This is a genomic window from Salmonella sp. WC3 (genome assembly GCF_042932255.1).
Taxonomy (GTDB): domain Bacteria; phylum Pseudomonadota; class Gammaproteobacteria; order Enterobacterales; family Enterobacteriaceae; genus Salmonella; species Salmonella enterica.
The window spans coordinates 3,689,116-3,711,693 of the sequence record NZ_CP170629.1 but is presented as its reverse complement, the minus strand read 5'-3'; the positions used below and the strand labels follow the sequence as shown (position 1 = coordinate 3,711,693).

Genomic DNA, 22,578 nt, shown 5'->3' with positions numbered 1-22,578 from the left:
ATCTATTGATAAAGGTGTTAGTGCGTCTGAAATATAACGGAGTTTGTGTTAAGTAGAGGTGGAGTGGGCTAACAATGCATGATAATTTTTTATTTATCTTTATGTTTTATAATGAATTTTAATTTTTTCTTCTTTTTCTCTTTTAACATAAAAACAATACTTTTTGTGAAGGTATTCAGCAATATTAAATTTTATAAAAATCATTTGAAGTATTGTGTTATTAGGCTATAAAAATTTTTTAAACAAAGAATATATTCTTGTTGTGGTATTTATTGCTATTGATAAGCGTCAGACACAGAGAATATATTTTCGAGGCATGCATGAGATATGAACATTGACCAGCTTCATACTGAGAAGCTGGTCACAAAAAATGTCTATTATCGGCCTGCATTTTTCATAATGCGTGCTTTATCCAGTTGCCACTCACGTTCTTTAAGATCGGAACGTTTATCATGTTGTTTTTTACCTTTCGCCACGCCGATCTTCACTTTGCACCAGGCATTTTTCCAGTACAGAGAAAGCGCGACGACAGTATAACCTTCACGATTAATACGGCCATACAGCGAATCAAGCTCACGCTGATTTAACAACAATTTGCGGGTTCGGGTTGGGTCGCATACGACATGTGTCGAGGCGACCGCCATCGGCGTAAAGTTTGCGCCAAACAGCCAGGCCTCGCCATCTTTGAGGATAACGTAACTGTCGCCGATATTGGCTTTTCCTGCGCGCAGAGATTTTACTTCCCAGCCTTGCAGGGCGAGACCAGCCTCGAACTCTTCTTCGATAAAGTATTCGTGCCGGGCGCGCTTATTCAGCGCGATGGTGGCTGAGCCCGGTTTATGTGCTTTTTTCTTCGTCATAAGTGTCGTGAATTCATAGGTAATCTGATATCGAAAACACCCCATTACGTCCTGATGAGGTGCAAAAATCTATCTTAGCATGAGTTGGGCTATGCACGCACAATTAAGGCATGACGGTTGGGGACAGCATTTTTTTTACTCGCTGATAAGTGGTATTATTTACACGATTTATGTTGATGGGAATTGCTATGCCTCAGATTAGTCGGACTGCTTTAGTCCCCTACAGTGCGGAACAGATGTATCAGTTAGTGAATGACGTGCAATCGTATCCCCAGTTTTTGCCTGGGTGTGTTGGTAGTCGCGTCCTGGAGTCATCGCCAGCACAGATGACGGCGGCTGTTGACGTGTCGAAGGCGGGTATCAGCAAGACGTTTACGACGCGTAATCAGCTAACGCGTAACCAGAGTATTCTGATGCATCTGGTGGATGGCCCCTTTAAAAAGCTGATCGGCGGCTGGAAATTTACCCCGCTCAGCCCCGAGGCGTGCCGCATTGAGTTTCAGCTTGATTTTGAGTTTACCAATAAACTCATTGAGCTGGCGTTTGGTCGTATATTCAAAGAGTTAGCGTCCAACATGGTGCAGGCGTTTACGGTTCGCGCCAAAGAGGTTTACCGTGCCGGATAAACTTGTGGTTGAAGTGGCTTATGCGCTGCCGGAAAAGCAGTATTTGCAGCGCGTAACACTGGAGGAGGGCGCGACGGTCGAAGAGGCGATTCGCGCTTCCGGCTTGCTGGAATTGCGCACGGATATCGATCTGGCGAAAAATAAAGTAGGTATCTACAGTCGTCCGGTAAAACTCACCGATACGGTGCAGGATGGCGATCGGGTTGAAATTTACCGTCCCTTAATCGCCGATCCAAAAGCATTACGCCGCCAGCGTGCCGAAAAATCGGCTGGCAGATAATTAGCCTCTTTTGCCGGATAACGGTGTGAAAGCCGTACCACACCTGAAGCACAGGCGTGCCTGTAAGCCAGATAAACGTAGCGCCATCAGGCAAATTCGTACCAAATGGCGGGGGAGAGGTTTGCAGGCCTGATGAACGTAACCTCATCAGGCGGTATCACAAAATTACTTCGTCAACGCCGGTTTGTTATCAATATTGGTTAACACGCCGCTGCTGTTAAAGGTGAGCGTCAGAGTCTGCTGCGTCACGTTCTCATGTCCTGGCTGCTGGCGGAAGACATAAAACCAGGTGTTCGTACCAAAAGGATCGGTCATCATCGGCGTGCCTAAAGCATACGCAACCTGTTGTTGCGTCATACCAACACGCACTTTGGCGACATCCGTAGGTGTAAGATAGTTCCCCTGATTGATGTCAGGTCGGTAAACCACTCGCTCCAGAGTGGAACAGCCTGCGGTCAACATCAGGAGTACTGCTGCGGCAGCAGTCAGCGTTTTACAGCGCATAGTGATTGGGTTCCTTTTCGGGCCTGAGCAGTACGTGGCTCATATTAATATGCCGATGATAATAGACCTTTCATCACTTTAAAACCTTTTGCTGTCGGGTCTTACGGCGTTTTTGTTGTGAACTCAGACCTTCGGGAGATAAAAAAGTTTACGCCGCCAGCAGTTCTTTTGCGTTTGCCAGCGTATTACGCGTAACTTCACTTCCTCCCAACAGGCGGGCCAGTTCCTGTAAACGCGCACGTTTATCCAAAGGTTGCATATGGGTTTCGGTCATTGCCCCGTCTGTTTCTTTACTGACAAAGAAGTGCTGGTGACCGCACCCGGCTACCTGTGGCAGGTGAGTGACGCACATCACCTGAGTGGATTCGCCAAGCTGACGCAGGAGTTTACCGACCACGGCGGCGGTTGGGCCGCTGATGCCAACATCGACCTCGTCAAAAATTAGCGCCGGCGTTTCCATTTTGCGCGCGGTAATCACCTGAATAGCCAGCGCAATGCGCGACAGTTCACCGCCAGACGCGACTTTAGCGATAGGCTGCAGCGGCTGACCCGGGTTTGTCGTCACTTTAAACTCCACGCGATCGGCGCCGTCGTTGCTCAGATGATGCTCATCAAATTTCACGTCGATAGTAAACAGACCGTGCGGCATCGAAAGTAAATGCATACTTTCAGTGATCAACTGCCCCAGCTCCTGGGCGTAAAACTGACGCTGTTGATGCAGCGCTTGCGCCGTTTCCAGCGCTTGTTGGTGATGCTTATTAACCGCCAGCGTTAGCGTTTCCAGCGAATCGGCCTGATCGTCGAGCTGCTGCTGTTCTTCGAGCAGTGACTGATAAAGCTGCGGCAGCGCTTCCGGGCTGACGTGATGTTTTCGCGCCAGCGAAATTTGTTTAGCGATGCGCTGTTCAAGCTCAAACAGGCGATTGGGGTCTAAATCCAGACGCTCGCAATAGTGGCGTAATTCATCGCTGGCTTCGGTGAGTTGGATAGTGGCTTCTTCCAGCATATCCAGGATGCCGGAAAGCTTGCTGTCCATACCTACCAGCTCGCTAACCAGTTGTTTTGCGCTATATAACTGGCTTTGCAGGTTAACGTCTTCGCCGTCCGCTAGTAGCGCCAGAGCGTTCTGGCTGGTCGTAAGCAACTGCCCGCTGTTGGCCAGCCGTTTGTACTCTTCGTCAATTTGCTCGAATTCGCCGGCCTGCGGATTAAAGTCGTTCAACTCTTTTAACTGATATTGCAGCAGTTCCGCGCGCGCGGCGCGTTCCTGGCTTTGTTGCTGGTGATGGGCGAGATCGCGGCAGCTTTGATGCCATAATTGGTAGCGAGCAGCCATCTGCTGCGCTAAAGCGGCTTCGTTGGCATAGCTATCCAGCAGCGATTTTTGCTGTTCGGGTTTGGTAAGCTGCTGGTGCGCATGTTGGCCGTGAATTTGAATCAGCAACTGACCGAGCTCGCGCAATTGAGACAGGGGCACAGCGGTGCCGTTAATAAAGCCCCGTGAGCGGCCATCGCTGCTGATAACGCGGCGAAGTAAGCATTCGCGACCTTCTTCAAGCTGGTTTTCTTCCAGCCAGCGCAATGCCGCAGGCGTGTCTTTCAGCGCAAAGCGGGCACACAAATCGGCACGGGTCGCTCCGGTACGGACCATATCGGCCTCAGCGCGACCGCCCAGACACAGACCCAGGGCATCAATCGCAATAGATTTACCCGCGCCGGTTTCACCAGTAATGACGGTCATTCCGCTCTGAAAATCGATCTCAAGCTCACGAACGATAGCAAAATTGCTGATGGTCAGTTGCGCCAACATAGCTGTTTTCCTGTATGAAAAACCATGACTGTAATTAAATACAGTATAAACTGGTTTTTTATACAGTAAAGAGGCTAACGTAAAATTAGAATAATTTTTTTGACCAACCGAGTTTTGTGCTTAATGTATTGAAATAGCTATAGTCTTTGGGATGTATCAGGTTGAGATGGTAGTCGCAGCGGCGAATCAGCACATCTTCTCCTTCCTGAATAGGCAGCGCTATCTGGCTGTCGCAGCTAATTTCCAGATCGCTACGGCGATGCGAAAAACGCAGACGAATCGTGCTACTGCTGTTAATGACTAACGGGCGCGCCGACAAGGTATGCGGGAACATCGGCACCAGGGTGATGGCATCCAGTGAAGGGGTCAGAATAGGGCCGCCTGCGGAGAGCGAATAGGCGGTGGAGCCGGTCGGCGTAGAAATGATCAGACCATCAGAGCGCTGTGAAAAAGCGAAGGTTTCATCAATATAAACCTCGAATTCGATCATATGCGCCACTTTTCCCGGATGCAGCACTACTTCATTAATGGCTGTGCTGATACGCTTCTGGCGGTCCTGTTGGCAGACCTGCGCTTCCAGCAGAAAACGTTTTTCGGAGATATAGCGCCCTTCCAGCACATCAGATAATTGTTGCAGGGCGTTGTCCGGATCGAGATCGGTCAGGAAGCCAAGATTACCGCGGTTAATGCCAATCACATTGATGTCATAACGCGCCAGCGTACGCGCTGCGCCAAGCATATTGCCGTCGCCGCCCACAACTACCGCCAGATCCGCCTGTTGACCAATTTCCGCCAGCGTGCCGGTTGGCACATTTTTTAGCTGTAATTCGTGGGCGATTTGTTGCTCCACAATGACCTCATAACCCTGAGCGCATAGCCAACGGTAGAGCATTTCATGTGTCGTGAGTGCGGTGGGATGACGCGGATGCCCCACAATGCCGATACACTTGAAATGATTATTCATTTTTCTGAGGTCCTTGTAGCGAAGATTGATGACAATGTGAGTACTTCCCTTGAAACCCTGAATCTGATCCCCATAATAAGCGAAGTTAGCGAGATGAATGCGAAAAAAAACGCGGAGAAATTCATGAGTAGTAAAGAACAGAAAACGCCTGAGGGGCAAGCCCCGGAAGAAATTATCATGGATCAGCACGAAGAGGTTGAGGCAGTTGAACCAAACGATTCTGCTGAGCAGGTGGATCCGCGCGATGAAAAAATTGCGAATCTGGAAGTTCAGCTTGCAGAAGCCCAGACTCGCGAACGCGACACCGTGTTGCGCATCAAAGCGGAAATGGAAAACCTGCGCCGTCGTACTGAACAGGATATCGAAAAAGCGCATAAATTCGCTCTCGAGAAGTTCGTCAACGAATTGCTGCCGGTCATCGATAGCCTGGATCGCGCGCTGGAAGTCGCAGACAAAGCCAATCCGGATATGGCGGCAATGGTCGAAGGGATTGAGCTGACGCTGAAGTCTATGCTGGATGTGGTGCGTAAGTTCGGCGTGGAAGTGATTGCTGAGACCAACGTGCCGCTGGACCCGAACGTGCATCAGGCGATTGCGATGGTGGAGTCGGAAGAGGTTCCGGCAGGCAATGTGCTGGGTATTATGCAGAAAGGCTATACGCTGAACGGTCGTACCATTCGCGCGGCGATGGTGACTGTAGCGAAGGCGAAGTAAAAGTCTGATGGCCGATGTAAAGTCGGCCATTTTTTTAGCTTAAAAAATCCTGCACTTCCAGCCACGGCGTGTTGAAATCCTCTATTTTTTTATATTCGCTCATTGGCAGAACGACCACATTATAGGTGTCAGATCCTTCATTCAGATCAAAAATCTGGAAGCCCCTCTTATTGAGTTCGGTCTGGATGCGTTCAAAGATCTCGTCAAGGTAACGGTCTCCGGCTTCACAGACATCGGAGATTTCATCCTCTTGGGTTATTTCGACAAGAAGACTCCTTAATTCCTCAGAGGCCGTCAGGTTTTTTGTGAGTTCATAAAAGCGATCTGCAGCAAAATTAGCCAGTTCGCCTTCTTCATCTTCACCTTTCCAGTCAACGAGGTGAATAAATCCTTCGCCGCGTAGAACTTGTAAAAATGCCTGTGCCAGCTCGTTATTTCCGAGATCGCCACCGCTACAATCCAGGACGTCCTGCAACCCATATTCGTCTTCATCTTCGTCTTCAAAGATTTCAGGTTGCGTCGAAAGTTGAGAGAAAATAGTGGGCCATAAGGTTGGGTTGTGCGATAAAAAAACGTTAGCGACGACGTTGAGGTCGTCTGTAAAATTCTTATCCCATTCAATTACATAATCTTCTGACATAACATCAATATCCTTTCTGAATGCCTGAAAAGACATTATTGCATTGTTAAGTAAATGGCAGGAATTGATGGAATCTTAAAAGACGGCGATAAAAAGGCGAACCGGAGTTCGCCATTGTGTTACTCCGCCACACTCTCGCGCAGCGGCTTTACCGGTACAACCTTTACCTGCTTAATCATATTTTCCTGTACATCGAGAATATCGATATCGTACTGCTCAATGCGCACGCGCGTGCCAGCAACCGGAATTTCCTCCAGCGCCTCCAGAATCACCCCGTTGACGGTGCGCGCGTCATCTTCCGGCAGGTGCCAGTTAAACGCTTTATTGATTTCCCGGACGTTGGCGGTACCGTCAATAATGACCGAACCGTCGTTTTGCGGCGTGACCTCTTCCGCCAGTGTGGGCGACATCGATGTGGTGAAGTCGCCAACGATCTCTTCGAGAATATCTTCCACGGTGACCAGCCCCTGGATATCGCCATATTCGTTGACGACCAGTCCGACTTTCTTTTTATTGCGCTGAAATTTAATCAGTTGCGTACTGAGCGGCGTACCTTCCGGGACGTAATAGATTTCATCGGCGGCGCGCAGCATCATCTCTTTGGTGAACTCTTTTTTCTCGGCCATTAACCGCCAGGCTTCACGCACGCGCAGCATACTGATGGCGTCATCCAGCGAATCGCGATAGAGCACAATGCGTCCGTGCGGCGAGTGGGTAAGCTGCCGCTCGATAGACTTCCAGTCGTCATTGATATCGATTCCGATAATTTCATTACGCGGCACCATGATGTCATCCACGCTGACCTTTTCCAGATCGAGAACCGACAGCAGCATATCCTGATTGCGGCGAGAGATTTGCGAACGGGATTCATGCACGATAGTGCGTAATTCCTCTTTGCTTAACGACCCGCTGACCACGATGTCCGTTTTAATTCCCATCAGACGCATCAGCAGGCGGGTGATGGTGTTAAGTAACCACACCAGCGGCATCATCAGTATCTGTAACGGCGCCAGCAGGAAGCTGCTGGGATAGGCCACTTTTTCCGGATAGAGCGCGGCGATAGTTTTGGGCAGGACTTCAGCAAAAACTAACACGACAAACGTCAGTACCCCGGTGGCGATAGCCACGCCGGCGTCGCCGTAAAGCCGCATACCCACAATCGTGCCGAGCGCCGAGGCAAGAATGTTGACCAGGTTATTGCCGATCAGCACCAGGCTTATCAGTCGATCGGGTTTACGCAATAATTTTTCTACCCGTTTTGCCGAGCGATTACCTTGCTTCGCCATATGGCGTAAACGGTAACGGTTTAGCGTCATCATTCCAGTTTCGGAACCGGAAAAATAGGCCGAGATGACCACCATGATGATTAATATGATAATCAGCGTGGTGGTGGAGATGTGTTCCAGGGGAAACTCCTTTAAAAGCTTAGCTTACAAATTGCTGTAATATGCGGCTACCAAAATAGGCCAGCGTCAGAATACCCGCGCCTGCGACGTTAAACCACACGACCCGCCGACCCCGCCAGCCTTCATGGTAATGCCCCCACAGCAGAACGATATAGACAAACCATGCCACGATAGAGAGCACGGCTTTATCAATATTTTCAGTACTGAACAGGTTATGCATGTAAAACAGGCCGGTACACAGAGTAAGGGTCAGCAGTACGACGCCAATCTGCGTGATATGAAACATTTTGCGCTCAATGCTCATCAATGGCGGCATTTCATTACTAAACGCCAGCTTTTTGTTCTTCAACTGATAGTCGATCCACGCCAGTTGTAGCGCATACAGCGCGGCGATTATCAGCGTCGCGTAAGAGAAAAGCGACAGACCGATGTGCACCATCATGCCTGGGGTCGCTTCCAGATGCGTAATATATTCATTAGGCATGAACGTGGCGAAGGCCAGGTTAATCAGCGCAAAAGCATAGACAATGGGCAGAAGTAGCCAGCCGCGATTACGCGACGCGACAATGGTCATCACCGTGCAGATCATCAGACTGACCAGCGAACCGACATTCAGCAGGCTCAGGTTTTGTCCACTGTCGCCGCCGGGCAGAATACGCGATTCCAGCGCGACAGCATGGCACACCAGCGCGATGACCGCAGAAAGAATAGCCATACGCCGCCAGCCTCTGTTTTTTTGCAACAGTCCGGGAACGATCAGCGCGAGGCTGAAGGAGTAGGCGACAAGGGCAAGTAAAGCAAAAACGGGCATAGTTGTGTCGACAGTTGACCAGTGAGAAAGAGAAGCAGTATAGCGTTACGTGACCGCAGCTCCAACCGTTGCATAACAACAAAGACGGCTTCATGGTATACTGTGGCGAAATTCTGTAACTGTGTCGCTGCGGCGACCAACCGTTTCCACCCCAGGCGAGAGACAATGTTTGATAATTTAACCGATCGTTTGTCGCGCACGCTGCGCAATATCAGTGGCCGTGGGCGCCTTACTGAAGACAACGTTAAAGAGACGCTGCGCGAAGTGCGCATGGCGCTGCTGGAGGCTGACGTTGCGCTGCCGGTAGTGCGTGAGTTCATCAATCGCGTAAAAGAGAAAGCGGTTGGTCATGAAGTTAACAAGAGCCTGACCCCAGGGCAGGAGTTCGTCAAGATTGTCCGTAGCGAACTGGTTGCGGCGATGGGCGAAGAGAACCAGACGCTGAATTTAGCTGCGCAGCCGCCAGCCGTAGTATTGATGGCGGGTCTGCAGGGGGCGGGTAAAACCACCAGCGTCGGTAAGCTGGGGAAATTCTTGCGCGAGAAGCACAAGAAGAAAGTGCTGGTCGTCTCTGCCGACGTCTATCGCCCGGCGGCGATCAAACAGCTCGAAACGCTGGCTGAGCAGGTTGGCGTGGATTTCTTCCCGTCTGATGTCGGCCAGAAACCGGTTGATATCGTCAACGCCGCGCTGAAAGAAGCGAAGCTCAAATTCTACGACGTGCTGCTGGTGGATACCGCCGGTCGTCTGCACGTTGACGAAGCGATGATGGACGAAATCAAACAGGTCCACGCTTCTATCAAGCCAGTAGAAACGCTGTTTGTCGTCGATGCGATGACCGGTCAGGATGCGGCGAATACCGCAAAAGCCTTTAACGAAGCGTTGCCGCTGACCGGCGTGGTGCTGACCAAAGTTGATGGTGATGCGCGTGGCGGTGCGGCGCTCTCTATTCGTCATATCACCGGCAAGCCGATTAAATTCCTCGGTGTCGGCGAGAAAACCGACGCGCTGGAGCCGTTCCATCCGGATCGTATCGCCTCGCGTATTCTCGGCATGGGCGACGTACTGTCTCTTATCGAAGATATCGAAAGCAAAGTTGACCGCGCACAGGCTGAGAAGCTGGCGACCAAACTGAAGAAAGGCGACGGTTTCGACCTGAACGACTTCCTGGAACAGCTCAAACAGATGAAAAACATGGGCGGTATGGCCAGTCTGATGGGCAAATTACCGGGCATGGGGCAGATTCCGGACAACGTTAAATCGCAGATGGATGACAAGGTGCTGGTGCGTATGGAGGCGATCATCAATTCGATGACGCTGAAAGAACGCGCGAAGCCGGAAATCATCAAAGGTTCCCGCAAGCGTCGTATCGCGCAGGGCTGTGGGATGCAGGTGCAGGACGTTAACCGTCTTCTGAAACAGTTCGACGACATGCAGCGCATGATGAAGAAGATGAAGAAGGGCGGGATGGCGAAGATGATGCGGAGTATGAAGGGGATGATGCCGCCAGGCTTCCCGGGTAGATAAATATATCGGGCTACCTTATTTGCCATTTTGACGCCGGAGTGTGCTCGAAATGCTCACGTACTGCGTGTACGCTCCGCTTTCTGCGCGCACGCCGACGCCAAACTGGCTGCAACGGTCACGCCCTGGAATCAAGCTTCATCACATGTTGATTGCTTTTTTCCCAGAAATCAGTAAAATTTTCGGGCTTTTAATATGACGCCGGGCTCCGTTCCTCGATGGGGCCCGGTTGTTTTATTCACACAAGAGGATGTTATGGTAACTATTCGTTTAGCTCGTCACGGCGCTAAAAAGCGTCCGTTCTACCAGGTTGTTGTCACCGACAGCCGTAATGCACGCAACGGTCGCTTCATTGAGCGCGTTGGTTTCTTCAACCCAATCGCTAGCGAAAAAGAAGAAGGCACCCGCCTGGATCTGGATCGCATCGCTCACTGGGTTGGCCAGGGCGCAACCATTTCCGATCGCGTTGCGGCGCTGATCAAAGAAGTAAAAAAAGCAGCTTAATCTGTCACGGTGGTCATGATGAGCAAGCAACTCGCCGCACAAGTACCCGCTGAACCGGTTGTACTGGGGAAAATGGGTTCTTCATACGGTATCCGTGGTTGGCTCAGAGTGTTTTCCTCCACTGAAGACGCCGAAAGCATTTTTGACTATCAGCCCTGGTTTATCCAGAAGGCGGGTCAGTGGCAGCAGGTACAGCTGGAAAGCTGGAAGCACCACAATCAGGATCTGATCATCAAGCTGAAAGGCGTTGACGATCGAGATGCCGCGAATCTTCTGACAAATTGCGAAATTGTCGTGGATTCCTCGCAACTTCCTGCGCTTGAGGAGGGAGACTACTACTGGAAAGACCTGATGGGCTGCCAGGTAGTCACCGCTGAAGGCTACGATCTCGGTAAAGTTATCGACATGATGGAAACCGGGTCGAATGACGTTCTCGTCATTAAGGCGAACCTGAAAGATGCATTTGGTATCAAGGAACGACTAGTACCGTTCCTCGATGGGCAGGTTATCAAGAAAGTCGATCTCGCTACTCGTACTATCGAAGTAGACTGGGATCCTGGTTTTTAAACCACCGAATAAACGGTAATAAATGGCGTTATGGGGATTGGCTTGTGTTTATTGGCATCGTTAGCCTGTTTCCTGAAATGTTCCGCGCAATTACCGATTACGGGGTAACTGGCCGGGCAGTAAAAAATGGCCTGCTGAACATCCAAAGCTGGAGTCCTCGCGACTTCACGCATGACCGGCACCGTACCGTGGACGATCGTCCTTACGGCGGCGGACCAGGGATGTTAATGATGGTGCAACCCTTGCGGGACGCCATTCACGCAGCAAAAGCCGCGGCAGGTGAAGGCGCTAAAGTGATTTATCTGTCGCCTCAGGGACGCAAGCTTGATCAAGCGGGCGTTAGCGAGCTGGCCACGAATCAGAAGCTTATTCTGGTGTGTGGTCGCTACGAAGGCGTAGATGAGCGCGTAATTCAGACCGAAATTGACGAAGAATGGTCAATTGGCGATTACGTTCTCAGCGGTGGCGAACTACCGGCAATGACGCTGATTGACTCCGTCGCCCGGTTTATACCGGGGGTTCTGGGGCATGAGGCATCAGCAATCGAAGATTCGTTTGCTGGTGGGTTGCTGGATTGTCCGCACTATACGCGCCCTGAAGTGTTAGAGGGGATGGAAGTACCGCCAGTATTGCTGTCGGGAAACCATGCCGAGATACGTCGCTGGCGTTTGAAACAGTCGCTGGGCCGAACCTGGCTTAGAAGACCTGAACTTCTGGAAAACCTGGCTCTGACTGAAGAGCAAGCAAGGTTGCTGGCGGAGTTCAAAACAGAACACGCACAACAGCAGCATAAACATGATGGGATGGCATAGGCCCCCAAATATCAGTTTACCCAGGATAAGAGATTAAATTATGAGCAACATTATTAAGCAACTTGAACAAGAGCAGATGAAGCAGAACGTACCTTCCTTCCGTCCGGGCGATACCGTGGAAGTGAAAGTATGGGTTGTTGAAGGTACCAAGAAACGTCTGCAGGCATTCGAGGGCGTGGTTATCGCTATTCGTAACCGCGGTCTGCACTCTGCATTCACTGTTCGTAAAATTTCCAACGGCGAAGGCGTTGAGCGTGTCTTCCAGACTCACTCTCCGGTAGTTGACAGCATTGCTGTTAAACGTCGTGGTGCTGTTCGTAAAGCTAAACTGTACTACCTGCGTGAGCGTACTGGTAAAGCGGCTCGTATCAAAGAGCGTCTTAACTAAGAACGCGCTTTCGCAACATCCGAAAGCTTGTAGAAAAGAAGGGGCTGGCATTACGCTGGCCCCTTTTTTATGGGGTTGCTCCACGCCATAGACGGTTGCATGATTAGTCTGGGTCTGTGGTCTCAACGCTGAGTCAGAAACGGCCTGGCCCGTTCCTTAGTTTAGCGAGCGTTCCGCACGCCGGTGTTTAGCCTGATACATATTTCGATCGGCCAGTTCTTGTAGTTTTTCGGCAGTGGCATGTTCCCATGTCAGCGCAAAGCCAATACTCAGGGTCATCGTTATCCGCTGGCCGTTATGCAGTTCAAAAGGTCGATTAAACGCCTGGGATAGCGCTGCGCAAATACGTTGTACTTCATATTCCGAATGTACATCGTAAAGCACCATCGCAAATTCATCGCCGCCGAGTCGGTAAGTCTGATAACGGCTACCACCGAATTCCGCTAATCTTTTGGCAACCTCTATAAGTACGCGGTCGCCTGCCGCATGTCCCCAGGTATCATTAATATATTTAAAGTTATCGCCATCCAGAAATAACAATGCCGAACTGCTACGAGCGGAATTGTCCTTCATCAGCGCGTTAATACAGCTGCGAAATGCCGCGCGATTGGCAAGCCCCGTCAGCGGATCGTGCAGCGCGGTACGTAGTAACTGGGCATTTTTAGCCTGAAGCCGTAGCTGCCATTCTTCCATCTCATCCAGAAGGCTATTGAAATCCTGCGCAAACAGGTGAAATTCCGCAATACGCTCATCAGGTACCCGGCGTGAAAAATTTCGGTTAGTGCGAACGTCGTGTACAACTTCAGTAATATTTTGCAGCGCATCCACAACGCCATTGTGTAAATAACGCGTGAGCAGCAGGGCAATGCCGGATGCCAGCAGAATACATCCTGTCAGCACTGCCAGCGATAGCCAGATAAAATGACCAATAAGGCTGTCGCGGGCGACAAGCCGTACTTCGCCGATAGCCCTGCCGTTGTGCCAGACGGGTTGCGATACCGGCAATGGAAAAAGCCAGTGGCTAATTAAGCCGATGAGCTTATCGTCTGCGGCTCGCGCATCATAGCGCCATGAAGCGATAGTACGGCCATTTTTATCGCGGACCTCCGCCGCTGAAAATTGTCCCTGGCGTCCCAGTGTGGCGAGCGTTTCCGCTGCGGCCGCGTTATCGGAAAATACCAGTGCCGCTTCAAGGCTATGGGCCATTGTGGCGGCGGTCAAATCGAGATTTTTTTGCGCATACTGTTTGAGCGTAAGGACAGACGCAACGCAAATTAATAGCCAGATCAATGTCATTGTAAGCAGCACGCTGATTATACTAATCCGCCGTAGTGTGCGTTTAAATGTTGGTCTGGACAGAGAAAATTCCTTATTCATGCTTTTGATTCCGTGCAAGCATTAATACTTCTGGATTCACTCTCACGCCGCTATGCGAGAGGGAGTCCAGGTTGACGGAAAATTTGACTTCATCATTGTTAATGATCAGACAAAATGCGCTGCCAATAATACATTCGGTATTTTGCTCGGCAATTAATAACAAGGCATTAACTGGATAATGACGCGTTAACTCCACCTGATAAGCTGGCGATTCATTGCCAAAGTAAAAACCATCACAGCGGGCGCTCAGGGCTTCCTGTGTGGTACGGATGACAAGCGGTTGATAAGGGAAAGCCCAGTCAGCCTCTTCGCTAAGTACCCTGACAAAACGCGCAGATGAAAATATGCATAGCCTTGGCGGCCCGGATAACGCCGGCCAGTGTGTATAACTGACGATACCGGAGACGATGGCGCGTACGGATTTCTCTTCTTCCGTGACGCGTTGAGCATACAGAGGCAAGCTTGCTAATAATAGCGATAACAGAAGGATAAATCGGTGAGAAAAACGCATTAACAAGTCCCCACCATCTTCAGTCGTAAAGCATTAAAATACATCCGTGATTGTTTGTAGCAAAATAACATTATTTTGCCATATCGTCATTATGTCTTATTGATAATATGAATAATTTAAGTGGCGTCCCTGATATTAAATTCTTGTGATAATGGTATTAATCACCCTATATCAGAAAGTAAAATTATGCGTGCGGAGAAAAAATAATCAAAAAATGGCGAGCATCGCTCATTTTACCGTTTTTCTGAGGCTGGGAATAAAATAATTCACTTGTTGTGTAAAGTTTTTGATACGAAATGGAGGGGTTTAATCGACGATTGCGCATGGTGTAAAGTTTATTTTACGTAATATGGATTGAAATCTTTACTTTTTGTGGTATGGTTTAAACATCCTCGTGGAGGATCAACTATCGCAAACAAGAAAAGACAGGATCGCCATCATGCAAAAAGACGCGCTGAATAACGTACGTATCACCGATGAACAGGTATTAATGACGCCGGAGCAGCTTAAAGCGGCCTTTCCGTTGAGCCTGGCGCAGGAAGCGCAGATAGCGCAGTCCCGGGGAATCATTTCTGACATTATTGCCGGGCGCGATCCGCGTCTGTTGGTGGTATGCGGTCCTTGTTCTATTCACGATCCTGAAACCGCTCTGGAATATGCCCGTCGATTTAAAGCCCTTGCCGCAGAGGTCAGCGATAGCCTCTATCTGGTAATGCGCGTCTATTTTGAAAAGCCGCGGACTACCGTCGGCTGGAAAGGGCTGATTAACGATCCTCACATGGATGGCTCATTTGATGTGGAAGCCGGGTTGAAAATAGCGCGTCAGCTACTGGTGGAACTGGTGAATATGGGGTTGCCATTGGCGACCGAAGCGTTGGATCCGAACAGCCCGCAATACCTGGGCGATCTGTTTAGCTGGTCGGCGATAGGCGCGCGCACAACCGAATCGCAAACCCACCGCGAAATGGCGTCTGGTCTTTCTATGCCGGTCGGCTTTAAAAACGGCACGGATGGCAGTCTGGCGACAGCGATTAACGCCATGCGCGCCGCTGCGCAACCTCATCGTTTTGTTGGCATTAACCAGGCCGGTCAGGTTGCGTTATTGCAAACCCAGGGAAATCCGCATGGCCATGTGATTCTGCGTGGCGGCAAAGCGCCAAACTATAGCCCGGCAGATGTCGCTCAGTGTGAAAAAGAGATGGAACAGGCGGGACTACGTCCTTCGCTGATGGTAGATTGCAGTCATGGTAACTCCAATAAAGATTATCGCCGCCAGCCAGCCGTTGCCGAATCTGTGGTTGCGCAGATTAAAGATGGCAATCGTTCAATCATTGGCTTAATGATTGAAAGTAATATTCATGAGGGTAACCAGTCTTCCGAACAGCCGCGCAGCGAAATGAAGTATGGCGTTTCCGTCACCGATGCTTGTATTAGCTGGGAGATGACCGATGCCCTGTTACGTGAAATTCATAAAGATTTGAGCGGCCAGCTGGCGGTGCGCGTCGCATAAGAGGTTGTTATGGTTGCTGAATTGACCGCGTTACGCGATCAAATAGATGATGTCGATAAAGCGTTGTTGAATTTACTGGCTAAGCGCCTGGAACTGGTTGCCAAAGTCGGCGAGGTGAAAAGCCGTTTTGGCCTGCCTATTTACGTGCCGGAGCGTGAGGCCTCTATGCTGGCTTCACGACGGGCGGAAGCAGAAGCGATCGGTGTCCCGCCCGATCTCATTGAAGATGTCCTGCGCCGGGTAATGCGTGAATCTTACTCCAGCGAAAATGATAAGGGGTTCAAAACGCTTTGTCCTTCTCTGCGTCCGGTCGTCATTGTGGGCGGCGGCGGACAGATGGGGCGTCTGTTTGAAAAAATGCTCACGCTGTCGGGCTATCAGGTCCGTATTCTGGAACAACAGGACTGGCCGCGCGCCAGGGACATTGTCGCCGATGCCGGAATGGTGATCGTCAGCGTGCCGATTCATGTTACTGAACAGGTCATAGCGCAACTGCCGCCCCTGCCGTCCGACTGTATTCTGGTCGATCTGGCATCGGTGAAAAGCGGTCCGTTGCAGGCAATGTTGGCGGCCCATGATGGCCCCGTGTTGGGCTTGCATCCGATGTTTGGCCCGGACAGCGGGAGCCTGGCGAAGCAGGTGGTGGTCTGGTGTGATGGGCGTCAACCGGAAGCGTATCAGTGGTTTCTTGAGCAAATCCAGGTGTGGGGCGCGCGGTTGCATCGAATTAGCGCAGTCGAGCACGATCAGAACATGGCTTTTATCCAGGCGTTGCGCCACTTTGCTACCTTCGCTTATGGGCTGCATCTGGCGGAAGAGAACGTCCAGCTTGAGCAGCTTCTAGCGCTTTCATCGCCGATTTATCGACTGGAGCTGGCGATGGTCGGGCGTCTGTTCGCCCAGGACCCGCAGCTGTATGCGGACATTATTATGTCGTCGGAGCGCAATCTGGCGCTTATCAAGCGTTACTATAAACGTTTTGGCGATGCTATCGGGTTACTGGAACAGGGTGATAAGCAGGCTTTTATCGACAGTTTTCGCAAAGTTGAACGCTGGTTTGGCGATTATGCCAGACGCTTCCAGAATGAAAGCCGTGTGTTATTGCGTCAGGCGAATGACAGCCGACCATAATGATGACATCTATACTAAAAGCCAGCTTTGCTGGCTTTTTTCGTTTAAGGAACCGTTATAACTACGCCGTACGTTTTATTTGATTATGTCGGACATCTACCAGAATGCCCCACATGGAGCGAGGATGAAAGCGCGCTGTATTGGACCGATATCCTGGAACAGGAGATCCATCGTTACCATCCGGCGAGCGGGACGCATAGCGTGCTGGCGTTTCCGGAAGAGGTGGGCTGTTTTGCCTTGCGTGAGCAGGGCGGATTTATTGTGGCCATGCGTCATGCTATCTGGCTGGCCGATAAAAATGGATTATTGCAGCGTAAGGTTTGCGACAATCCCTCTAATACGAAACTGGCGCGTTTCAACGATGGCGGCACTGATGGCGATGGACGTTTTTATGCCGGAACGTTCTGGGCGCCAGGTGACTATAATGGCGCGTTGCTGATGCGGATCGATCATGACCTGACGGCAAAAGTGATCCAGTGCGATATCCAGGGACACAACGGCCTGGCGTTCAGCCCGGATAACCAGTGGATGTATACCTCCGATACGCCGAATGGCGTGATATACCGCACGTTACTTGATAAGCATGGCGAACCGGGCAAGCGTGAACTTTTTCGCCATTTTGGCGAAGGAGAAGGACTTCCCGACGGCGCGGCGATGGATAGCGAAGGGTGCTACTGGAGCGCGATGTTTGACGGCTGGCGCGTGGCGCGTTTCTCACCGCAAGGAGAGCAGCTGGAAGAGTACCGGTTGCCGGTACGTTGTCCGACGATGGGTTGCTTTGGCGGCGCAGATATGAAAACGCTGTTTATTACAACTACCAGAGAAAATATGTCTGCTCAGGAAGTGGCGGATTATCCGCTCTCCGGCGCCATCTTCACCCTGCAGGTAGCCGTCGCAGGGATGAAGAAAAGCCGTTTTATTGAACGTCAGGCAGGTTCTACCGGCACGACGTTTTCGCTGGGATAGCAGCCAAGCACTTTCATTGAGCGCGTGATCTCGCCCAGCTCTTTTAGCGCGCTTTGCATTACCTGCGACTCCAGGTTCGCCTGAATATCGAGATAAAACATCTCTTCCCACGGATTGCCGTGAATGGGGCGCGACTCCAGTTTCGTCATGATGAGATTGTGGTTACGCAGCACCAGCAGCGCTTCGACCAGCGCGCCAGCTTGCTGCCCGGTGGCGATTAACAGAGTGGTTTTTGCCGGAACCTGATCGGAAACGTTGATGGCTTTGCGCGCCAGTACCAGAAAGCGGGTGATATTCTGCGTCTGGTTTGCGGCGATGTGTTCCAGCACCTGTAAACCGTGCAACATGCCGCCTGCCTCGCTGCCGAGCGCTGCGACGCGCGGAGAGTTTGCCTGCGCGACTTTTTCCATCGCTGCCGACGTACTCTCGGTATAGTCGATTTTCCAGTGCGGATAGCGGCTCAAAAACTTACTGCACTGCTGGAACGGCTGCGGATGGCTGTACACCGTTTCGATGGTATTCAGATCCGTAGCGCCGGAAACCAGCACGCAGTGATCGATAGTGACGGTCATCTCACCGACAATTGACAGACTGGTGTGTTGCAATAAGTCGTACACATCGTTGATAGCGCCGGAGCTGGTGTTCTCTATCGGAACCACGGCGTAATCGGCCTGGCCGGTTTCGACCTGATGAAAAATATCGGCGAATTTTGCGCAGCCGCTCTCAATAAATTGCTCAAAATGGCGTGCAGCATACTGGCGCGCCGCGAGATGAGAATAGGAGCCTTTCGGCCCAAGAAACGCAATACGTGCCGAATGAGGGTGAGTATTATTCAGATGTTGTTGCAGCAGCGCCTGCTGAGTAAGCACGGAGTCTTCAATGATAAGCTGGAACAGCCGGGTAATGTAGTGTGCGTCGAGATGGTGGGCTTTACCGAGATGGATGAGCCTGTCCAGCAGCGCGCGTTCACGATCGATATCCCGAACCGGACGATGCGACAGTAGTTTTGCTTGTCCCACTTCAATCGCCAGCGCGCGTCGTTTTGCCAGTAAGGCCAGTAACTCTTCGTCTAAAGCGCTGATTTTATCTCGCAGCGCCAGTAATGGGTTTTCCGATGTCATAGTGTTGCCTTTTTTGTTATCAATAAAAAAGGCCTCCCGGTGGGGGAGGCCTTCTTGTTCGTCTTCGCATTCTTTATCACATGACGAAACGCCTCCCGGTCAGGGGAAGATAAAAAAGAATGCGAAGAAAAACCGGGTTAGCTTCATAACTGTTTCCTTTGTGTACGTAAGTACAGTACCCGTACTGTTTTAATCCTGTCAACAAAAAACGCGCCCGAAGGCGCGTTGGCGATACACTCAATGTAAGGGACTACTCTTCTTCTGCTTCGACGAAGCTGGCATCTTTCACCGATGCGGTGGCACGACGGGCTTCGCCTTTGTGCTGCACTTTATTGAGCTGCCGTTCCAGCTTGTTGATCAATTCATTAATAGCGGTGTACATATCTTCGTGTTTTGCGCTGGCGACCAGATGTCCGTTCGGTGTATTAATGGTGGCGTCAGCAATAAAGCCCTGTGGCTCTTTAGACAGAATGATATGAGGATTAATCAGGTGAGTTTGCCATTTTTCCAGTTTGGCGAGACGGTCTGCGACATGTTGGCGAATTGCCGGAGTAATTTCCATTTGTTTACTGGTAATGTTCATTGCCATAAATTTTACCTCTTGTCTTTCCCGTCTTGGTGATTCCAGCATACCGTTCTTAATGTCAAAATGCGTGATGTAAATCACATTATTTTGTCACTTTTTGTCAAGGCGAACTTTTTGTGAGGCATCGCAGGAAGAAGCGATCTTTTACTTGAGGAATGGCTGAAAGCAGGCCATATTTGACTGGATGCGTTGCAGTGAAATCATTTCTGTTGCATCAGATATCGAATAAAAAAACGGCAGCCTTCCGGCTGCCGTTTTGCTTGTTGGTATTGCTTCAGGTGTTTTTGCTGTTAGCGGCAATAATTTTCGCGACTTTGTCAGCCTGCGCATTCAGCTGCATCTGACGATAGGCGTTTTCCATCAGCGGCAACGCATCGCGCGTGGCCTGCGTATCAGGATAATTGCGTAGCATACCTTCTACCCGGTTTACGACCGCAACCCATGCGCCGCGCGCGGTATAGTACTCTGCGACGGAATATTCATATTTCGCCAGACGGTCTTTCAGGAATACCAGACGCTTAGTGGCGTCGGTGGTGTACTGGCTATTAGGATAGCTGCGTACCAGTTTCGAAAAGTCATTGAACGCCGCCCGCGCATGTTGCGGATCGCGATCGCTGCGATCGACGCCAAAGAAACCCTGCAGCGCGCTATCATCCAGCGCCATGTTCGTCAGGCCGCGCATGTACATGACATAGTCAATATTAGGGTGCGTTGGATTAAGACGCATAAAACGATCGATAGCGGCCTGCGCTAGCGGCAAATCGGCGTTTTTGTAATAGGCGTAGATAAGATCCAACTGCACCTGCTGAGAATACGGTCCGAATGGATAACGATTATCTAATGCTTCCAATTGCGTTATTGCCTGTTTCCAGTTACCGTCCTGCAGCTTTTGCTGAGCAGTCGCGTAGATTTCATTCGGCGGATTATCGGGCACCTCTTCCTTTGAACCCGAGCAACCCGCCAGAAACAGGCTCAACGTGGCTGCTGCCACCAGATATTTCATGCGCGTCATGACGTTTTGACTTTCCTCAAAATGTTTTACGGGAGATTCTCTGTTCCTGCTCCCGGTTAAGACCAGCTACAATAGCACACTATATTAAACGGCAAAGCCGTAAAACCCAACGTTAAACGAAGAAGCTGTATATGGCACAACGAGTACAACTCACCGCAACGGTCTCCGAAAACCAACTCGGTCAACGCTTAGATCAGGCTTTGGCCGAAATGTTCCCGGATTATTCACGTTCGCGTATAAAAGAATGGATTTTGAATCAGCGCGTGTTGGTCAATGGTCAACTTTGCGATAAGCCAAAAGAAAAAGTGTTAGGCGGCGAGCGGGTGGCTATTGATGCGGAGATCGACGAAGAGATTCGTTTTGAAGCGCAGGATATCCCGTTAGATATTGTTTATGAAGATGACGATATTCTGGTTATCAACAAACCACGCGATCTGGTGGTACATCCTGGCGCGGGTAACCCGGACGGTACGGTACTGAACGCGTTGCTACATTATTATCCGCCGATTGCGGATGTTCCGCGCGCGGGCATTGTGCATCGTCTGGATAAGGACACGACGGGGCTGATGGTGGTGGCCAAAACCGTTCCGGCGCAAACGCGCCTGGTGGAGTCTTTGCAGCTGCGCGAGATCACCCGCGAATATGAAGCGGTCGCGATCGGACATATGACGGCGGGAGGAACGGTGAATGAACCCATCAGTCGTCACCCGACCAAACGTACCCATATGTCGGTGCATCCTATGGGCAAACCGGCGGTGACCCACTACCGCATTATGGAACATTTCCGTGTGCACACGCGTCTTAGGTTGCGTCTGGAGACCGGGCGTACGCACCAGATCCGCGTGCATATGGCGCATATTACGCATCCGTTAGTGGGCGATCAGGTCTACGGTGGTCGTCCACGTCCACCGAAAGGCGCATCGGAAGAATTTATTTCCACGCTGCGTAAGTTTGACCGCCAGGCGCTGCATGCAACGATGCTGCGTCTCTACCATCCTGTATCGGGTATCGAAATGGAGTGGCACGCGCCGATTCCACAAGATATGGTGGACCTTATCGATGCGATGCGCGCCGATTTTGAAGATCATAAAGATGATGTGGACTGGTTATGAATGCACTGATTGTCCCGCAGTGGCCGCTGCCGAAAGGCGTCGCAGCCTGTAGTTCTACCCGTATTGGCGGGGTGAGTTTACCGCCTTACGACTCGCTGAATCTGGGCGCGCATTGCGGCGATAACCCGGAGCATGTTGAAGAGAACCGCAAGCGTCTGTTTGCGGCGGGCAATCTGCCTTCGAAACCTGTCTGGCTTGAACAGGTTCACGGTAAAAATGTGTTGAGGCTTACCGGAGAACCTTATGCCTCCAAACGTGCGGATGCGTCTTACAGCAATACGCCAGGAACCGTCTGCGCGGTAATGACGGCAGACTGCCTGCCTGTGCTATTCTGTAACCGTGAGGGAACAGAAGTGGCGGCGGCTCATGCGGGCTGGCGCGGATTATGTGAAGGCGTACTGGAGGAAACTGTCACCTGCTTTGCTGACAAACCAGAAAATATCATCGCCTGGTTAGGTCCGGCGATCGGCCCGACCGCGTTTGAAGTGGGGCCGGAAGTGCGTGACGCATTTTTAGCAAAAGATGCGCAAGCCGATAGCGCATTTTTGCCGCACGGGGAAAAATTTCTGGCGGATATTTATCAGCTTGCACGCCAACGTCTGGCGAATACCGGCGTTGAACATGTCTATGGCGGGGATCGCTGCACCTTTAGCGAAAGTGAGACTTTCTTCTCTTATCGTCGCGACAAGACGACAGGTCGTATGGCAAGTTTTATTTGGCTGATATAACCTAAAGAATCAAGACGATCCGGTACGGGTAACTTTCTTTTCACATAATTCAGGTCATTCACCTTGAATAATTGAGGGATGACCTCATTTAATCTCCAGTAGCAATTTTGACCT

26 protein-coding genes and 1 other annotated feature are annotated in these 22,578 nt (G+C 50.8%); of the genes, 13 read left to right on the top strand and 13 right to left on the bottom strand.

All coding sequences use genetic code 11. The annotated features are described in order from the left end of the window. Nucleotides 1-377: 377 nt before the first annotated feature. Entirely contained in the window at nucleotides 378-860 is a 483-nt protein-coding gene (smpB, locus tag ACFK9X_RS18215) for an SsrA-binding protein SmpB (protein ID WP_001518569.1), read from the bottom strand. 188 nt (nucleotides 861-1,048) lie between these two features. Between smpB and ACFK9X_RS18210 the strand changes: the two genes are divergently transcribed. Both ACFK9X_RS18210 and ACFK9X_RS18205 read left to right on the top strand, forming a co-directional pair. Beyond that, on the top strand, nucleotides 1,049-1,486 hold the full coding sequence (locus ACFK9X_RS18210; protein ID WP_001537508.1) for a type II toxin-antitoxin system RatA family toxin: 438 nt from the start codon (nucleotides 1,049-1,051) through the stop codon (nucleotides 1,484-1,486). Further along, on the top strand, nucleotides 1,476-1,766 hold the full coding sequence (locus tag ACFK9X_RS18205; protein ID WP_001112990.1) for an RnfH family protein: 291 nt from the start codon (nucleotides 1,476-1,478) through the stop codon (nucleotides 1,764-1,766). Before ACFK9X_RS18210 ends, ACFK9X_RS18205 begins: the two co-directional genes overlap by 11 nt. A gap of 165 nt (nucleotides 1,767-1,931) precedes the next feature. On the opposite strand, the gene bamE is transcribed toward ACFK9X_RS18205, so the two are convergent. From bamE to nadK, 3 genes are all read right to left on the bottom strand, one after another. Beyond that, nucleotides 1,932-2,270 carry an outer membrane protein assembly factor BamE gene (bamE, locus tag ACFK9X_RS18200; RefSeq protein WP_001203445.1) on the bottom strand — a complete coding sequence of 113 codons (339 nt, stop codon included), beginning with the start codon at nucleotides 2,268-2,270 and terminating at the stop codon, nucleotides 1,932-1,934. Between the two features lie 148 nt (nucleotides 2,271-2,418). After that, on the bottom strand, nucleotides 2,419-4,080 hold the full coding sequence (gene recN / locus ACFK9X_RS18195) for a DNA repair protein RecN (RefSeq protein ID WP_000880965.1): 1,662 nt from the start codon (nucleotides 4,078-4,080) through the stop codon (nucleotides 2,419-2,421). An 85-nt stretch (nucleotides 4,081-4,165) separates the two neighbouring features. Continuing rightward, the gene (nadK, locus tag ACFK9X_RS18190; protein ID WP_001525081.1) at nucleotides 4,166-5,044 is read right to left on the bottom strand and encodes an NAD(+) kinase; all 879 of its coding nucleotides are present in this window, start codon (nucleotides 5,042-5,044) and stop codon (nucleotides 4,166-4,168) included. 123 nt (nucleotides 5,045-5,167) lie between these two features. On the opposite strand from nadK, the gene grpE reads away from it, so the two are divergent. After that, nucleotides 5,168-5,758, top strand: a complete 591-nt coding sequence (grpE, locus tag ACFK9X_RS18185) for a nucleotide exchange factor GrpE (RefSeq protein WP_001518875.1) — start codon at nucleotides 5,168-5,170, stop codon at nucleotides 5,756-5,758. 34 nt (nucleotides 5,759-5,792) lie between these two features. On the opposite strand, the gene ACFK9X_RS18180 is transcribed toward grpE, so the two are convergent. The 3 genes from ACFK9X_RS18180 to ACFK9X_RS18170 form a co-directional block, all read right to left on the bottom strand. Beyond that, nucleotides 5,793-6,398: a cytoplasmic protein gene (locus tag ACFK9X_RS18180; RefSeq protein WP_151117252.1), complete on the bottom strand. Its 606-nt coding sequence runs from the start codon at nucleotides 6,396-6,398 to the stop codon at nucleotides 5,793-5,795. 119 nt (nucleotides 6,399-6,517) lie between these two features. After that, nucleotides 6,518-7,804 carry an HlyC/CorC family transporter gene (locus ACFK9X_RS18175; RefSeq protein WP_127172650.1) on the bottom strand — a complete coding sequence of 429 codons (1,287 nt, stop codon included), beginning with the start codon at nucleotides 7,802-7,804 and terminating at the stop codon, nucleotides 6,518-6,520. Between the two features lie 19 nt (nucleotides 7,805-7,823). Then, nucleotides 7,824-8,615: an inner membrane protein YpjD gene (locus ACFK9X_RS18170; protein WP_151117250.1), complete on the bottom strand. Its 792-nt coding sequence runs from the start codon at nucleotides 8,613-8,615 to the stop codon at nucleotides 7,824-7,826. 165 nt (nucleotides 8,616-8,780) lie between these two features. Here ACFK9X_RS18170 and ffh point away from each other — a divergent pair, with 165 nt between their 5' ends. The 5 genes from ffh to rplS all read left to right on the top strand — a co-directional run bounded on the left by ffh (nucleotide 8,781) and on the right by rplS (nucleotide 12,410). Beyond that, nucleotides 8,781-10,142 (top strand): signal recognition particle protein, encoded by a 1,362-nt coding sequence (ffh, locus tag ACFK9X_RS18165; protein WP_000460052.1) that lies wholly within the window; start codon nucleotides 8,781-8,783, stop codon nucleotides 10,140-10,142. A 252-nt stretch (nucleotides 10,143-10,394) separates the two neighbouring features. After that, a complete protein-coding gene (gene rpsP, locus ACFK9X_RS18160; RefSeq protein ID WP_000256453.1) occupies nucleotides 10,395-10,643 on the top strand; it encodes a 30S ribosomal protein S16 in 249 nt (82 codons plus the stop codon). Between the two features lie 18 nt (nucleotides 10,644-10,661). Beyond that, entirely contained in the window at nucleotides 10,662-11,210 is a 549-nt protein-coding gene (gene rimM, locus ACFK9X_RS18155; protein ID WP_000043266.1) for a ribosome maturation factor RimM, read from the top strand. A 44-nt stretch (nucleotides 11,211-11,254) separates the two neighbouring features. Then, nucleotides 11,255-12,022 carry a tRNA (guanosine(37)-N1)-methyltransferase TrmD gene (trmD, locus tag ACFK9X_RS18150; RefSeq protein WP_151117248.1) on the top strand — a complete coding sequence of 256 codons (768 nt, stop codon included), beginning with the start codon at nucleotides 11,255-11,257 and terminating at the stop codon, nucleotides 12,020-12,022. A gap of 40 nt (nucleotides 12,023-12,062) precedes the next feature. After that, nucleotides 12,063-12,410 carry a 50S ribosomal protein L19 gene (rplS, locus tag ACFK9X_RS18145; protein ID WP_000065257.1) on the top strand — a complete coding sequence of 116 codons (348 nt, stop codon included), beginning with the start codon at nucleotides 12,063-12,065 and terminating at the stop codon, nucleotides 12,408-12,410. Between the two features lie 156 nt (nucleotides 12,411-12,566). Here the strand turns inward: rplS and dgcN are convergent, their stop codons facing one another. Both dgcN and ACFK9X_RS18135 read right to left on the bottom strand, forming a co-directional pair. Beyond that, nucleotides 12,567-13,787, bottom strand: coding sequence for a diguanylate cyclase DgcN (gene dgcN / locus ACFK9X_RS18140; RefSeq protein WP_001030985.1), 1,221 nt, complete (start codon nucleotides 13,785-13,787; stop codon nucleotides 12,567-12,569). Further along, nucleotides 13,780-14,298 carry a YfiR family protein gene (locus ACFK9X_RS18135; protein ID WP_001212379.1) on the bottom strand — a complete coding sequence of 173 codons (519 nt, stop codon included), beginning with the start codon at nucleotides 14,296-14,298 and terminating at the stop codon, nucleotides 13,780-13,782. The genes dgcN and ACFK9X_RS18135 overlap by 8 nt, the downstream gene beginning before the upstream one ends. Before the next feature lie 439 nt (nucleotides 14,299-14,737). Between ACFK9X_RS18135 and aroF the strand changes: the two genes are divergently transcribed. From aroF to ACFK9X_RS18120, 3 genes are read left to right on the top strand one after another with little or no spacing between them, the layout of a single operon-like run. Then, nucleotides 14,738-15,808: a 3-deoxy-7-phosphoheptulonate synthase AroF gene (gene aroF, locus ACFK9X_RS18130; protein WP_001168062.1), complete on the top strand. Its 1,071-nt coding sequence runs from the start codon at nucleotides 14,738-14,740 to the stop codon at nucleotides 15,806-15,808. Nucleotides 15,809-15,817: 9 nt separating this feature from the next. After that, nucleotides 15,818-16,939 carry a bifunctional chorismate mutase/prephenate dehydrogenase gene (gene tyrA, locus ACFK9X_RS18125; RefSeq protein ID WP_151117246.1) on the top strand — a complete coding sequence of 374 codons (1,122 nt, stop codon included), beginning with the start codon at nucleotides 15,818-15,820 and terminating at the stop codon, nucleotides 16,937-16,939. Between the two features lie 57 nt (nucleotides 16,940-16,996). Then, nucleotides 16,997-17,905, top strand: coding sequence for an SMP-30/gluconolactonase/LRE family protein (locus ACFK9X_RS18120; protein WP_151117243.1), 909 nt, complete (start codon nucleotides 16,997-16,999; stop codon nucleotides 17,903-17,905). Here ACFK9X_RS18120 and pheA read toward each other — a convergent pair. The 4 genes from pheA to bamD all read right to left on the bottom strand — a co-directional run bounded on the left by pheA (nucleotide 17,866) and on the right by bamD (nucleotide 20,624). After that, nucleotides 17,866-19,026: a bifunctional chorismate mutase/prephenate dehydratase gene (pheA, locus tag ACFK9X_RS18115; protein WP_151117242.1), complete on the bottom strand. Its 1,161-nt coding sequence runs from the start codon at nucleotides 19,024-19,026 to the stop codon at nucleotides 17,866-17,868. The two genes, ACFK9X_RS18120 and pheA, sit on opposite strands and share 40 nt — an antisense overlap. A 22-nt stretch (nucleotides 19,027-19,048) precedes the next feature. Beyond that, nucleotides 19,049-19,174: a sequence feature (Phe leader region), on the bottom strand. Then, nucleotides 19,126-19,173, bottom strand: coding sequence for a pheA operon leader peptide PheL (gene pheL / locus ACFK9X_RS18110; RefSeq protein WP_010989056.1), 48 nt, complete (start codon nucleotides 19,171-19,173; stop codon nucleotides 19,126-19,128). Its footprint overlaps the feature before it by 48 nt. Nucleotides 19,175-19,276: 102 nt before the next feature. Further along, nucleotides 19,277-19,615 carry a ribosome-associated translation inhibitor RaiA gene (gene raiA / locus ACFK9X_RS18105; RefSeq protein ID WP_151117240.1) on the bottom strand — a complete coding sequence of 113 codons (339 nt, stop codon included), beginning with the start codon at nucleotides 19,613-19,615 and terminating at the stop codon, nucleotides 19,277-19,279. Nucleotides 19,616-19,886: 271 nt separating this feature from the next. After that, complete coding sequence (bamD, locus tag ACFK9X_RS18100) at nucleotides 19,887-20,624, bottom strand: outer membrane protein assembly factor BamD (protein WP_000197660.1); 738 nt, start codon at nucleotides 20,622-20,624, stop codon at nucleotides 19,887-19,889. Nucleotides 20,625-20,755: 131 nt separating this feature from the next. Here bamD and rluD point away from each other — a divergent pair, with 131 nt between their 5' ends. Then, nucleotides 20,756-21,736, top strand: coding sequence for a 23S rRNA pseudouridine(1911/1915/1917) synthase RluD (gene rluD / locus ACFK9X_RS18095; protein ID WP_000079130.1), 981 nt, complete (start codon nucleotides 20,756-20,758; stop codon nucleotides 21,734-21,736). After that, a complete protein-coding gene (yfiH, locus tag ACFK9X_RS18090) occupies nucleotides 21,733-22,464 on the top strand; it encodes a purine nucleoside phosphorylase YfiH (RefSeq protein ID WP_000992639.1) in 732 nt (243 codons plus the stop codon). Before rluD ends, yfiH begins: the two co-directional genes overlap by 4 nt. Nucleotides 22,465-22,578 lie beyond the last annotated feature (114 nt).